Source organism: Micromonospora sp. IBSANI012, assembly GCF_052814045.1.
The window spans coordinates 1,738,866-1,751,562 of the sequence record NZ_CP199933.1; the positions used below are offsets into that span (position 1 = coordinate 1,738,866).

The window sequence follows — 12,697 nt, forward strand, 5'->3', positions numbered from 1 at the left end:
GGGGGCGGCCACCCGTCGGGTGCGTGTGGGGTCAGATCCGGCGCAGCACCGCGACGACCCGGCCCATGATGGTGGCGTCGTCGCCGGGGATCGGGTCGAAGGCCGGGTTCTGCGGCATCAGCCAGACGTGCCCGTCCCGCCGCCGGTAGGTCTTGACCGTCGCCTCGCCGTCGAGCATGGCGGCCACGATCTCACCGGAGTCGGCGGTCGGCTGCTGCCGGACCACCACCCAGTCGCCGTCGCAGATCGCCGCGTCGAGCATCGAGTCGCCCTTGACCTGGAGCATGAAGACCTCGCCCTCGCCGACCAGCTCGCGGGGGAGAGGGAAGATGTCCTCCACCGCCTGCTCGGCCAGGATCGGCCCACCGGCGGCGATCCGGCCCAGCATCGGCACGTACGCCGGGGTGGGCCGCTGGGAGCGGCTCAGCTCGTCGTCGACGGCGTCGCTGGGGGCCCGGACGTCCACCGCGCGCGGCCGGTTGGGGTCGCGGCGCAGGAAGCCCTTCTTCTCCAGCTCCTTGAGCTGGTAGGCGACGCTCGACGGGGAGACCAGGCCGACCGCCTCGCCGATCTCGCGCACGCTCGGCGGGTAGCCCTGCCGCTCGACCCAGCTGCGGATGAACTCCAGGATCCGGCGCTGCCGGGCGGTGAGGTCGACCGTGGCCGGGTCGGGGAAGCTGCTGACCACCGGCGTGACCGCGCGCACGGCCGGCTGCCCCGTCCGACTGCGGGCGGGGCGGGGGCGCCGAGTGGCCGGCGGACCCGCCTCGGCGATCTGCTGCGGGTTCTTCGGCCGGCTGGCCCGGTCCTCGGTCACGTCCGTCCTCCCTGGTCGGCGCTGGGTGCCTTGGCGGCTCGTGGTGCGTGCGGGGGGTGTTGCGGGGCCGGGCCCGACGTCGTGCGGCGCGCCCGGTTGTTCATGACCGTATAGGTGGGATCGGTCATTTTCAAACATCTGTACGACCTGCCGTCGGCGTGTCGGCGCGGCATTGCTGGAAACTCGAACGCGCGTTCTGATAAATGGTACGTCGTCGTCGAACTCCTGTTCGACTCGCCAGGTGCTTTCGCGATGGCCGTCCGTTTCCCGCGTCCCGCCCGGACGGGCGGTAACCTCCCGCGTGCCGTGCCGTTGGGGATGTCGGCGGGCGGCGCGCGGGCGGTTTTCCAGGTGACGCGCCGGACACGCCGCCAACTTGACCACACCCCGTCGGCGGCATACGGTCGACCCCTAGATGTAGTAGTCACACGGGCGTAAGTTGCCTACAGGTTGGGTTCGACTACCGACCGCACTCCCGTACCGTCGACGACGGCGACGGCCACCGAAGGTGGCCCCGCCGGACCGACGCGTGCCCGGAGACGGTCGGCGGGCGCCCACGGTCGATCAAGGAGGTCAGGCTATGCGGTGTCCGTACTGCCGACACGCCGACTCCCGGGTGGTCGACTCGCGGGAGGCCGACGACGGGCAGCTGATCCGTCGTCGCCGTTCCTGCCCGGAGTGCGGCAAGCGGTTCACCACGGTCGAGGAGGCCGTGCTCGCGGTGGTCAAGCGCAGCGGGGTGACCGAGCCGTTCAGCCGGACGAAGATCATCGGCGGGGTGCGCAAGGCGTGCCAGGGCCGGCCGGTCGACGAGGACTCGATTGCGCTGCTGGCGCAGAAGGTCGAGGAGACCGTGCGGGCGAAGGGGGCCGCCGAGATCCCGAGCCACGAGGTGGGGTTGGCGATCCTGGGCCCGCTGCGGGACCTGGACGAGGTGGCCTACCTCCGCTTCGCCAGCGTCTACCGGTCCTTCGACTCGCTCGCCGACTTCGAGCGCGAGATCGAGACGCTGCGGGCCGCCGCGCGCGCCCGCGCCGACGCCGGCGCGGTCGAGGCCGCCGGCCGGACCAGTTGATTTTCGAGTTTCTGACAGATGACGACGCGCGGTGGGTGACCGCGCAGACGAGGGGGCGGATGAGATGGCGGGGGACGGCGTGACAACCAGTCGGTCGCGGACGAAGGCCGGCGCGGGGTCGGGGCTCAAGGTCCAGCGGGTCTGGACCACCGAGGGCGTGCACCCCTACGACGAGGTGGCGTGGGAGCGCCGCGACGTCGTGATGACGAACTGGCGGGACGGCTCGATCAACTTCGAGCAGCGCGGGGTCGAGTTCCCCGAGGCCTGGAGCGTCAACGCGGCCAACATCGTGACCACCAAGTACTTCCGGGGCGCGGTGGGGACCCCGGAGCGCGAGTGGTCGCTCAAGCAGCTGATCGACCGGGTGGTCACCACGTACCGCAAGGCCGGTGAGGAGCACGGCTACTTCACCAACGCGGCGGACGCCGAGGTCTTCGCGCACGAGCTGACCTGGATGCTGCTGCACCAGGTGTTCAGCTTCAACTCCCCGGTCTGGTTCAACGTCGGCACCCCGTCGCCGCAGCAGGTCAGCGCCTGCTTCATCCTCGCGGTCGACGACTCGATGGACTCCATCCTGGACTGGTACAAGGAGGAGGGGCTGATCTTCAAGGGCGGCTCCGGCTCCGGCGTCAACCTGTCCCGGATCCGTTCCTCCCGCGAGCTGCTCTCCTCCGGCGGCACCGCCTCCGGCCCGGTCAGCTTCATGCGCGGCGCCGACGCCTCCGCCGGGACCATAAAGTCCGGCGGCGCCACCCGGCGCGCGGCCAAGATGGTCATCCTCGACGTGGACCACCCGGACATCGAGGAGTTCGTGGTCACCAAGGCGCGCGAGGAGGACAAGATCCGCGCGCTGCGGGACGCCGGCTTCGACATGGACCTGGGCGGCGCCGACATCGTCAGCGTGCAGTACCAGAACGCCAACAACTCGGTCCGGGTCTCCGACGAGTTCATGACCGCGGTGGAGAACGGCGGCGGCTTCGACCTGCGCGGCCGGCTCGACGGGCAGACCATCGAGACGATCGACGCCAAGAAGCTGTTCCGTACCATCTCCCAGGCCGCCTGGGAGTGCGCCGACCCCGGCCTGCAGTACGACGACACCATCAACGACTGGCACACCTGCCCGGAGACCGGGCGGATCACCGCGTCGAACCCGTGCTCGGAGTACCTGCACCTGGACAACTCCTCGTGCAACCTGGCCTCGCTCAACCTGATGAAGTTCCTCCGCGCCGACGGCGGCTTCGAGGTGGAGAAGTTCGTCCGCTCGGTCGAGTTCGTCATCACCGCGATGGACATCTCGATCTGCTTCGCCGACTTCCCGACCGAGAAGATCGGCGAGACCACCCGCGCCTACCGGCAGCTCGGCATCGGGTACGCCAACCTGGGCGCGCTGCTGATGGCGTCGGGCCTGCCGTACGACTCGGAGCAGGGCCGCTCGGTCGCCGCGGCGATCACCTCGCTGATGACCGGCACCGCGTACCGCCGCTCGGCCGAGCTGGCCGGCATCGTCGGCCCGTACGAGGGCTACGCCCGCAACGCCGAGCCGCACAAGCGGGTCATGCGCAAGCACGCCGCCGCCAACGACGCGATCAAGCCGGCCGGCACGGTCGCCACCGCGATCCAGCGGGAGGCCACCAAGCAGTGGACCGAGGGCAACAAGGTCGGTGACAAGTTCGGCTGGCGCAACTCGCAGGCCAGCGTGCTCGCCCCCACCGGCACCATCGGCCTGATGATGGACTGCGACACCACCGGCGTCGAGCCGGACCTGGCGCTGGTCAAGTTCAAGAAGCTGGTCGGCGGCGGCTCCATGCAGATCGTCAACCAGACCGTGCCGCGCGCCCTGCGCAGCCTCGGGTACCCCGAGGAGCAGGTCGAGGCGATCGTCGAGCACATCGCCGACCACGGCCACGTGGTGGACGCCCCCGGCCTCAAGCCGGAGCACTACCCGGTCTTCGACTGCGCGATGGGCGAGCGCTCCATCGCCCCGATGGGGCACGTGCGGATGATGGCGGCGGTCCAGCCGTTCATCTCCGGCGCCATCTCCAAGACGGTCAACATGCCGGAGCAGGCCACCGTCGAGGACGTCGAGAAGATCTACTTCGAGGGCTGGAAGCTCGGCCTCAAGGCCCTGGCGATCTACCGGGACAACTGCAAGGTCGGCCAGCCGCTGTCGGTGGCCAAGCCGAACAAGGCCGCCGAGTCGGCCCCGGCCGCCGTCGCGACCGCCGCCCCGGCGGTTGAGAAGGTCGTCGAGTACCGGCCGGTGCGCAAGCGGCTGCCGAAGAAGCGCCCGTCGGAGACGGTCAGCTTCTCCGTCGGCGGGGCCGAGGGCTACCTCACCGCGTCGTCCTACCCGGACGACGGCCTCGGCGAGGTCTTCCTCAAGATGTCCAAGCAGGGCTCGACCCTGGCCGGCGTGATGGACGCCTTCTCGGTGGCCATCTCGATCGGCCTCCAGTACGGCGTGCCGCTGGAGACGTTCGTCAGCAAGTTCACCAACATGCGCTTCGAGCCGGCCGGCATGACCGACGACCCGGACGTGCGGATGGCCGCCTCGGTGATGGACTACATCTTCCGTCGCCTGGCCCTGGACTTCCTGCCGTACGAGCGCCGCGCGGAGCTGGGCATCTTCACCGCCCAGGAGCGGGCCGCCCAGCTGCGGGCCGAGGCCGAGGCGGAGAGCGCCGGCACCGACCTCACCGCCATGGCGTCCTCCGCGCCGGTGGAGTCGCCGGAGACGAAGACCGGTCCGGTCGCCCAGCCGGCCCAGGAGGTCGCCGACGTCGCCGCCGCCAAGCCGGCGCCGGCGGTGGGCTCCTCCACCGAGCTGCTGGAGGCCGTGATCGGCAAGGCGGCCGACGCGCCGCTCTGCTTCACCTGCGGCACCAAGATGCGCCCCGCCGGTAGCTGCTACGTCTGCGAGGGCTGCGGCTCCACCAGCGGCTGCAGCTGACCTGACCAGGTGGGCGGCAGGGTCGACCCTGCCGCCGACCCGACCATCGGAATGTCCCCCGCACCGTCACGGTGCGGGGGACATTCCGCATATGCGGGGCCGGTCGGCAGCCCACCCATGGCACTGCGCCACGCGTCCGGGATCACTGCGATCATCGGAACATGACCATCGCCGCGAGCTACGCCGAGTTCGCCGCGCGCGAGACGCGCGGAGTGTCGCCCGGGTACGAGCGCCTGTCCCTCGCCGTCTCGCGCGACGAGGAGCTGCTCGCCCTGCTCGGCACGTTGCCGCCGGACAAGCGGCAGCCGAATCTGCTGTTCGGCGTCGTCCGGCTGCTCGGCGGGCCGGTCGACGACCCGGCCGCGTTCCGCGACTTCACCGTGGCGAACTGGCCGGCGGTCGAGGCGGAGCTGCGCACCCGGGCCACCCAGACCAACGAGCCGGGGCGGTGTGCCGTACTGCTGCCGGTGCTCGCCGCGTTGCCGCAGCCGCTCGCGCTGCTGGAGGTCGGCGCGTCCGCCGGGCTCTGTCTCTACCCGGACCGGTACGCCTACCGCTACGGCGAGCACGTCCTCGGCGCGGGCGAACCGGTCTGCGAGTGCGCCCTCACCGGAATGGCGCCGCCGAGCCGCCTACCCGAGGTGGTGTGGCGGGCCGGCCTGGACCTGAATCCCCTCGACGTGACCGATCCCGCCGACGTCGACTGGCTCGACGCCCTCATCTGGCCGGAGCACGAGCATCGCCGGGCCCGCCTCCGGGCGGCGGCGGCCGTCGCCGCGGCCGAGCCGCCGCTGCTGGTCCGCGGCGACCTGGTGGACGACCTGCCGCCACTGGCCGCGCGGGCGCCGGCCGGGGCGACGCTGGTGGTGTTCCACACCTCCGTGCTCTACCAGGTGCCGGCCCCGCGGCGGGAGGCGTTCGCCGCGGTGGTACGCGGGCTGCCCGGCTACTGGATCTCGAACGAGGCCCCGGAGGTGCTGACCCACGACGGGCTGCCGGAGTCGCCGGGCGAGGCGCTGTACAACGTGCTGGCGCTCGACGGACGGCCGCTCGCCTGGACCCGTTCGCACGGGCAGGCGATGACCTGGTTCGGCTGACCCGGGCTCGCCGGGCACCGCGGCGGTCGGCCGAGTCCGCACGAGCGGGGGCTGCCACGTCGGTGCGGCAGCCCCCGCCCGGTACGTCAGCGCTGCTTCTGCTGGCAGGGCACGCAGAAGCGGGCGTGCGGCAGCACCTCCAGGCGTTCCTGGGGGATCGGCCCGGCGCACCGCTCGCAGATCCCGTACCGGCCCTCGGCGATGCGCCGCAGCGCCCCGGTGATCTGCTCCAGGCTCTGCCGGGTCGCGGCGAGCAGCGCGTCGCGGGTGTGGGCCTCGGCCGGATCACCGGTGTCGGCGGTGAGTTCGGTGAGCCGGGCGGTGTGCATTTCGAAGTCGGACGTCAGGGTCGACCGCAGTTCGTCGATCCAGTTCTGCTGGCCCGGCTGGGTGTGCGTGGTCATGGCGTAGCTCCTCGGAAAAAGAAAAAGGGCCGAAGCTGTGGAAGCTTCGCCCTGGTGGCCGTTCAGTGGGTGTGCACCGGTCCAGGAGGGCTACGTCCGGCGGGGCTCGGCAGGCCGGGGGCGACCGAGCCGGCGCGCGACGGCGCGACCGCGACTCGCACGACGCGGGTCGCCACGGTGACCCGGAGGGCGGGCCGGCGGACAGCAGCGGGCGCCGCCGTCGTGCTGACGGCGGTCCTCTCCTGCTGCCCGGACAGACGCATCCGGCAACCATAGGCCGGGCCGACCGGAAAGCCAACGCCCTTAGCTCGCGGTCACGCCTCCCGCCGGTGGGCGTGTGCCCGGCGCGCCGGTCCTCGTCAGTCCCGGGCGCGCTCGTGCCGCAGCAGGACGACGCCGTTGCCGAAGGTGCGGGTCCCGGTCAGGCGCAGCGGCTGCCGGTCGCCCGACGCGGGGAAGAGTTGGCGGCCGCCGCTGAGCACGACCGGGTGGACGTAGAGCCGGTACTCGTCGACCAGGTCGTGCCGCAGGAAGGTGGCGAGCAGGTCCGCCCCGCCGAGGGCAAGGTCGCCGCCCGGCTCGGCCTTGAGCCGCCGCACCTCGTCGGGTACGACGTCCCGGACCAGGGTGGCGTTCCAGTCGACCGCGTCCAGCGTCCGGGAGTAGACGATCTTCGGCATGTCCCGCCAGATGCCGGCGAACTCCACCATCGGGGCGGTGCTGGCCGGGTCCCGGTCGGCGGTCGGCCAGAATTCGGCCATCAGCTGGTAGCTGCGGCGCCCGTTGAGGAACCCGCCCATGGTGCGCAGCTCCGCGTTGAAGTGCCGGTGCAGCTCGTCGTCGACCAGATGCCACCCCAGGTCGCCGCCGGGGCCCTCGAAGAACCCGTCGAGCGACACGCTCATGTGTACGACGATCTTCCTCATCTGCCGTCCTTCCACAGTCGAACCCCCGTCGGCGTCCAGCATTCCGCAGCCCTACGACACGATCGGTCAGGTGACCGGTGACTCCCGGCGGGTCACGCGTGGCCGGTGGCGGCGGACGGCTTCGTAGACTGCGCCGGTGGGTGCAGAGCGGCGACCGTTGGCGGACCGACCGTTGACCGAGCCGCACCCGTCCCGGCTGTCGCCGGAGCATCCCGACCGGGAGCGGATCCTCGCGGCCCACTCCGCCGCGCTCGCCGCCGGTGAGGCCGGCTACCTCGACCCGGCCACCGGGCTCTTCGTGCTCAGCGCCGGCTTCCTGGCCCGCCGGGGCACCTGCTGCGGGCGCGGCTGCCGACACTGCCCGTACGTCGACGACTGACCGCCAACCAGGCGATATTCGGGTGCCCGGACCGGTGGCGCCGCCTAGGTTGGGTCGGCCGAGCCGCCGGTTCGGTGCCGGCCCTCGTCGGCCCATCCCTGCCGCTGGAAAGTGGTGACCCGTGACCCGGCACCTGGAGGCCGCCCCGCCGGTGCGGCCCCGCCTCGGGCCGCTCTGGCGCAGCCGCGACTTCGCCCTGCTCTGGGGCGGTCAGACGGTCAGCGAGGTCGGCACCCGGATCTCCGGGGTGGCGGTACCGCTGCTCGCCGCCGACACCCTGCGCGCGAGCGTGTTCGAGGTCTCCCTGCTGGCCTTCCTGGCCTGGCTGCCGTACCTGCTCTTCTCGCTCCCCGCCGGCCTGCTCGCGGACCGGGTCGACCCGCGGCGGCTGATGGTCGCCTGCGACCTCGGCCGCGCCGCGCTGCTGCTGTCACTGCCGGTGGTCGCCCTGGTCGGTCGCCTCACCCTGCCCTTCCTGTACGTCGTGGTCGGGCTCTCCGGCGTGCTGACGGTGCTCTTCACCGTGGCGTACAAGGGCACCCTGCCGAGGCTGGTGCCGGCGGATCAACTCGTCGAGGGCAACGCCCGGCTCGCCGTCAGCCAGGACGCGGCCCAGCTGGTCGGGCCGATGGTCGGCGGGGCGCTGACCGGGCTCGTCGGCGCGGCGCGGACCTTCCTCGGGACGGCGTTCGCCTTCGTGGTCAGCGCGGTGACGCTGCTGCTGATCCGGCAGCCGACCGCCGCCCGACCCGCCACCGGCGATCGGGTGCCGGCGCGGGTCGCCCTCACCGAAGGGCTCGGGTTCATCCGCCGGCAGCCAATCCTGGTACGGATCCTGGCCTGCGTCACCACGTCCAACTTCTTCGCCATGGCGACGAGTTCGCTGGAGGTCACCTACCTGGTGCGGGAGCTGCACGCCTCCCCGGCGGTGGTCGGGGTGGTCTTCTCCCTCGGCGCGGTGGGCGGGCTGGTCAGCGGCGCGTTGGCCGACCGGCTCTCCCGGTGGATCGGCTCGGCGCGGGTGATCTGGGTCGCGATGGCCGTCCCGGGGCCGCTCTACCTGCTGGTGCCGCTGGCCCGACCCGGCTGGGGACTGGCGCTCTACGCCGTCGGCCTCGCCGCGTTCTCCGCCAACGCGGTGCTGTTCAACGTCGCCATCCTGTCGTACCGGCAGCGCATCACCCCGCCGGAACTGCTCGGTCGGGTCAACGCCTCGTTCCTGTGGATCTGCTTCGGGGTGGTGCCGCTCGGCGCGCTCTTCGGCGGGACGCTGGGCAGCCAGTGGGGGCTGCGGCCGGCGCTGGTCCTGACGGCGTTGGGGACGTGGAGCGCGGCGCTCTTCGTGGTCTGCTCGCCACTGCGCCGGATGCGCGACCTGCCGCCGGCCTGAAGAGGCCGGAGTGACGCGGCGGTCGCGGACCGCGACCCTCGACGAGGGTCCGCCCCGGGTGCGCGCCGAAGGACTTTCGCGCCGGCACGGGTTGCCCGTACGGTGTCCGACGGATATCCGGCGGGCCCCCGCCGACGACCGCGGAGGTTCCCCGTGCACGCGCGGATCTGGCTCACCGCCTCAGCCGTCCTGCTGACCACCGGCTGCGGCGCCCAGCCCCGACCGGTGGCCGTGCCGGCGGTGGACCCGGTGACGGTGGAGGTGGCCGCCGCCTCCTCGGGCGGCGCGTGCCGGCTGCTGGACTTCGCGGTGATCGAGGAGCACGCCGGTGTCCGGTTCGACGTGGCCGCCGCCAGCGACAAGGGCGACACCCACACCTGCGTGGTCCGCGCCGAGCGGGCCACCCTGCCCGAGCTGACGCTGACCGTCACCGACACCTCGATCGACGTGCCGACCTTCAACGCCGACGTGCTGCCCGACGGGGCGACCAAGGTGTCGAAGCTGGGCCAGGTCGCCTACCGCCGCACCCTCGCCAAGACGGCGAAGCACGGTCCGGTCGCCGAGGTCGGCTGGCTGGCCACCGAGGACCGGTTGGCCACCCTGCACTGGACGTGTGAGCGTGGCGCACCGAAGGCCGAGGCCGAGGAGCTGACCGGCAAGCTGGTCAGCCTGGCGAAGAAAATCAACACCCGGGCCATGTGAGGCTCGCGGGCAGGGCGCGCCAACGGAAGCGGGCCGCCCGCGCGGACCGAGGCAACGGCCCCGGAGAGCAGGCGGCCCGAGCCGTCAGTGGGCGGCGACGAAGACCCGCGAGGCGACCTCGCGGGGCAGCCGGACCCGCTCGCCCGAGCGGTCGATGAACACCCCGTCCCGCTCCTGCGCGACGGTGACCGTGGCGCCCGGGTCGACCCCGGCGGCGTGCAGCTGGCGCAGCACGTCGGCGTCGGTCTGCACGCTCTCGCAGATCCGCCGGACCACCACCGTCCCGGAGAGGCCGGGGAAGGCCAGGTTGCGCTCACCCTCGACCGTGTCGGCCTCGGGCTCCGGCGAGCCCAGCTCCTCCAGCCCCGGGATCGGGTTGCCGTACGGCGAGCGGGTCGGTCGGTTGAGCAGGTCGTAGACCCGCTTCTCGACGGCGTCGCTCATCACGTGCTCCCACCGGCAGGCCTCCTCGTGGGCCTCCTCGTAGGGCATCCCGATGACGTTGACCAGCAGCAGCTCGGCGAGGCGGTGCTTGCGCATCACGGAGACGGCGCTGTTGCGACCCAGCGGGGTCAGCGTCAGGTGCCGGTCGCCCTCGACGGTGAGCAGCCCGTCGCGCTCCATCCGGGCGACGGTCTGGCTGACGGTGGGCCCGCTCTGCCGTAACCGCTCGGCGATCCGCGCGCGCAGCGGCGGCACACCCTCCTCCTCGAGCTCGAGGATGGTGCGAAGGTACATCTCGGTCGTATCGACCAAATCGTGTTTCACGTCAGCCCTCCGGTGCACGATGCTACCCCGCAGCCCCGACAACGGCCGGTGCCGAACCGCCAGGTCGCTGCCCGGATGGTGTTGACTGGTCGCCATGTCCGGAACTCAGGAGCCGCTGATCGAGGCCGAACAGCTCGCCGCCGCGCTCGCCGAGCCCGACCCGCCCACCCTGCTCGACGTGCGCTGGCGGCTGACCGGGCCGCCCGGCCGCGAGGACTACGCCGCAGGTCACCTGCCCGGCGCGGTCTTCGTCGACCTGGACACCGCGCTCTGCGGTCCGCCCGGCGCCGCCGGCCGGCACCCGCTGCCCGACCCGGCCGCGCTGCAGGCCGTGCTGCGGGCCGCCGGCGTCCGCGCCGGTCATCCCATCGTCGTGTACGACGGCGGCGACGGCATGGCCGCCGCCCGCGCCTGGTGGACCCTGCGCTGGGCCAGTCACCGACCGGTACGGCTGCTGCACGGCGGGTGGCCGGGCTGGCTCGCCGCCGGCCTGCCCACCTCCACCGAGGCGCCCGCCCCGCCCCCGGGTGACGTGACCGTCCGCCCCGGCGCCCTGCCGGTGCTGGACACCGCCGCCGCGGCGGCGCTCGCCGCCGCCGACGAAGGCGTCCTCCTCGACGTCCGGGCCGCGCCCCGCTACCGGGGCGAGACCGAGCCGATCGACCCCGTCGCCGGGCACGTGCCGGGCGCGGTGAACCTGCCCGCCCCGGAGTACGTCACCGAGGGGCGCTTCCCGGCCGCCGAGGCGCTGCGCGAGCGGTTCGCCGCCGCCGGGGTGACCGAGGGCACGCCGGTCGGGGCGTACTGCGGATCGGGGGTGACCGCCGCGCAGGCGGTGCTCGCCCTGCACCTGGCGGGGCGACCGGACGCCGCGCTCTACGTCGGCTCGTGGAGCAACTGGGTGGCCGACCCGGACCGGCCGGTGGCCACCGGGGAGACATCACCCCGCTGAGCAGCGCGTGCGGTGGGCGGCCGGCGGCGCTCGTGCGACGATGACCTCATGTCGGACGACACGGTGGTGGTGTGGGACGAGGCCCTGCTCGCCTACGACATGGGGGAGCACCCGCTCGACCCGGTACGGGTCGAGCTGACCATGGCGCTGGCCCGGGAGCTGGGTGTCCTCGACCGGCCCGGGGTCCGTCTGGTCCGGCCGACGCCGGCCGACGACGCGCTGCTCACCCGGGTGCACCAGCCGGACTACCTGGACGCCGTCCGGGCCGCGCCGCGCGACCCGCTCTTCGCCGGGTACGGGCTGGGCACCTCCGACAATCCCGTCTTCGACGGCATGCACGACTCCAGCGCGCTGATCGCCGGGGCCAGCGTCGCGGCCGCCGAGGCGGTTTGGCGGGGCGAGGCCCGCCGCGCGGTGAACGTGGCCGGTGGGCTGCACCACGCCATGCCGGACCGGGCCGCCGGCTTCTGCGTCTACAACGACCCGGCGGTGGCCATCGCCCGCCTGCTCGACCTCGGCGCCGAGCGGATCGCGTACGTGGACGTGGACGTGCACCACGGCGACGGCGTGCAGGAGATGTTCTACCGGGACCCGCGGGTGCTCACGGTCAGCCTGCACGAGACCCCGCTGGCGCTCTTCCCCGGCACCGGCTTTCCCGACGAGACCGGTGGCCCGGGAGCGGAGGGCAGCGCGGTGAACGTGCCGCTGCCGCCCGGCATCGACGACGCCGGCTGGCAGCGCGCCTTCCACGCGATCGTGCCGTCGGTGCTGCGCGCGTTCCGGCCGCAGATCCTGGTGACCCAGTGCGGCGCGGACGGGCACCGGATGGACCCGCTGGCCGACCTGCACCTCACCGTCGACGGGCAGCGCGCCACCTACCTGGCCCTGCGGGCGCTCGCCGACGAACTCTGCGAGGGTCGCTGGGTCGCCACCGGCGGCGGCGGGTACGCGCTGGCCGAGGTGGTGCCCCGGGCGTGGACCCACCTGCTGGCGATCGCCAGCGGCGACCCGATCGCGCCGGCCACCCTGACCCCACCGGCCTGGCGGGAGCTGGTCGCCAAGCGGCTGCCCGGCCGGGAGATCCCGCTGCGGATGACCGACGACGCCGACCCGGCGTACGAGCCGTGGCAGCCGACCGGCGAGCCGACCTCCGTGGACCGGGCGATCGCCGCCACCCGCAAGGCGGTCTTCCCGCTGCTCGGGCTCGACCCGCACGATCCGCGCGACTGAGCCGGTG

General features: G+C 73.0%; 12 protein-coding genes. 8 read left to right on the plus strand and 4 right to left on the minus strand.

Features of this window, described 5'->3' with window-relative positions; all coding sequences use genetic code 11:
* Nucleotides 1-31: 31 nt before the first annotated feature.
* Nucleotides 32-817: a transcriptional repressor LexA gene (gene lexA, locus ACTWM8_RS08180; RefSeq protein ID WP_154942833.1), complete on the minus strand. Its 786-nt coding sequence runs from the start codon at nucleotides 815-817 to the stop codon at nucleotides 32-34.
* A 580-nt stretch (nucleotides 818-1,397) separates the two neighbouring features.
* Here lexA and nrdR point away from each other — a divergent pair.
* The 3 genes from nrdR to ACTWM8_RS08195 all read left to right on the plus strand — a co-directional run bounded on the left by nrdR (nucleotide 1,398) and on the right by ACTWM8_RS08195 (nucleotide 5,939).
* Nucleotides 1,398-1,892, plus strand: a complete 495-nt coding sequence (gene nrdR, locus ACTWM8_RS08185) for a transcriptional regulator NrdR (protein WP_179803711.1) — start codon at nucleotides 1,398-1,400, stop codon at nucleotides 1,890-1,892.
* Between the two features lie 64 nt (nucleotides 1,893-1,956).
* Complete coding sequence (locus ACTWM8_RS08190) at nucleotides 1,957-4,842, plus strand: vitamin B12-dependent ribonucleotide reductase (protein ID WP_446214498.1); 2,886 nt, start codon at nucleotides 1,957-1,959, stop codon at nucleotides 4,840-4,842.
* A gap of 161 nt (nucleotides 4,843-5,003) precedes the next feature.
* Entirely contained in the window at nucleotides 5,004-5,939 is a 936-nt protein-coding gene (locus tag ACTWM8_RS08195; RefSeq protein ID WP_446213273.1) for a DUF2332 domain-containing protein, read from the plus strand.
* Between the two features lie 86 nt (nucleotides 5,940-6,025).
* On the opposite strand, the gene ACTWM8_RS08200 is transcribed toward ACTWM8_RS08195, so the two are convergent.
* Nucleotides 6,026-6,343, minus strand: a complete 318-nt coding sequence (locus ACTWM8_RS08200) for a TraR/DksA family transcriptional regulator (RefSeq protein WP_446213274.1) — start codon at nucleotides 6,341-6,343, stop codon at nucleotides 6,026-6,028.
* A 359-nt stretch (nucleotides 6,344-6,702) separates the two neighbouring features.
* Complete coding sequence (locus tag ACTWM8_RS08205) at nucleotides 6,703-7,269, minus strand: dihydrofolate reductase family protein (RefSeq protein WP_446213275.1); 567 nt, start codon at nucleotides 7,267-7,269, stop codon at nucleotides 6,703-6,705.
* Between the two features lie 136 nt (nucleotides 7,270-7,405).
* Between ACTWM8_RS08205 and ACTWM8_RS08210 the strand changes: the two genes are divergently transcribed.
* From ACTWM8_RS08210 to ACTWM8_RS08220, 3 genes are all read left to right on the plus strand, one after another.
* Nucleotides 7,406-7,648: a DUF5522 domain-containing protein gene (locus ACTWM8_RS08210; RefSeq protein ID WP_446213276.1), complete on the plus strand. Its 243-nt coding sequence runs from the start codon at nucleotides 7,406-7,408 to the stop codon at nucleotides 7,646-7,648.
* Between the two features lie 121 nt (nucleotides 7,649-7,769).
* Nucleotides 7,770-9,038, plus strand: coding sequence for an MFS transporter (locus tag ACTWM8_RS08215; protein WP_446213277.1), 1,269 nt, complete (start codon nucleotides 7,770-7,772; stop codon nucleotides 9,036-9,038).
* 153 nt (nucleotides 9,039-9,191) lie between these two features.
* Nucleotides 9,192-9,740 (plus strand): hypothetical protein, encoded by a 549-nt coding sequence (locus ACTWM8_RS08220; protein ID WP_446213278.1) that lies wholly within the window; start codon nucleotides 9,192-9,194, stop codon nucleotides 9,738-9,740.
* Nucleotides 9,741-9,824: 84 nt separating this feature from the next.
* Here ACTWM8_RS08220 and ACTWM8_RS08225 read toward each other — a convergent pair whose 3' ends face one another.
* A complete protein-coding gene (locus ACTWM8_RS08225) occupies nucleotides 9,825-10,478 on the minus strand; it encodes a metal-dependent transcriptional regulator (RefSeq protein ID WP_246158687.1) in 654 nt (217 codons plus the stop codon).
* A 124-nt stretch (nucleotides 10,479-10,602) separates the two neighbouring features.
* Between ACTWM8_RS08225 and ACTWM8_RS08230 the strand changes: the two genes are divergently transcribed.
* Together ACTWM8_RS08230 and ACTWM8_RS08235 are read left to right on the plus strand one after the other, a co-directional pair.
* Nucleotides 10,603-11,460, plus strand: a complete 858-nt coding sequence (locus ACTWM8_RS08230; protein ID WP_446213279.1) for a sulfurtransferase — start codon at nucleotides 10,603-10,605, stop codon at nucleotides 11,458-11,460.
* A 48-nt stretch (nucleotides 11,461-11,508) separates the two neighbouring features.
* Nucleotides 11,509-12,690 carry an acetoin utilization protein AcuC gene (locus tag ACTWM8_RS08235; RefSeq protein WP_446213280.1) on the plus strand — a complete coding sequence of 394 codons (1,182 nt, stop codon included), beginning with the start codon at nucleotides 11,509-11,511 and terminating at the stop codon, nucleotides 12,688-12,690.
* The last annotated feature ends 7 nt before the right edge of the window (nucleotides 12,691-12,697 follow it).

Excerpts from the sequence above, each read along its gene's own strand:
- nrdR (WP_179803711.1), top strand. The coding sequence starts at position 1,398 with ATGCGGTGTCCGTACTGCCGACACGCCGACTCCCGGGTGGTCGACTCG.
- ACTWM8_RS08190 (WP_446214498.1), top strand. The coding sequence starts at position 1,957 with ATGGCGGGGGACGGCGTGACAACCAGTCGGTCGCGGACGAAGGCCGGC.
- ACTWM8_RS08195 (WP_446213273.1), top strand. The coding sequence starts at position 5,004 with ATGACCATCGCCGCGAGCTACGCCGAGTTCGCCGCGCGCGAGACGCGC.
- ACTWM8_RS08200 (WP_446213274.1), bottom strand. The coding sequence starts at position 6,343 with ATGACCACGCACACCCAGCCGGGCCAGCAGAACTGGATCGACGAACTG.
- ACTWM8_RS08205 (WP_446213275.1), bottom strand. The coding sequence starts at position 7,269 with ATGAGGAAGATCGTCGTACACATGAGCGTGTCGCTCGACGGGTTCTTC.
- ACTWM8_RS08225 (WP_246158687.1), bottom strand. The coding sequence starts at position 10,478 with ATGTACCTTCGCACCATCCTCGAGCTCGAGGAGGAGGGTGTGCCGCCG.
- ACTWM8_RS08230 (WP_446213279.1), top strand. The coding sequence starts at position 10,603 with ATGTCCGGAACTCAGGAGCCGCTGATCGAGGCCGAACAGCTCGCCGCC.
- ACTWM8_RS08235 (WP_446213280.1), top strand. The coding sequence starts at position 11,509 with ATGTCGGACGACACGGTGGTGGTGTGGGACGAGGCCCTGCTCGCCTAC.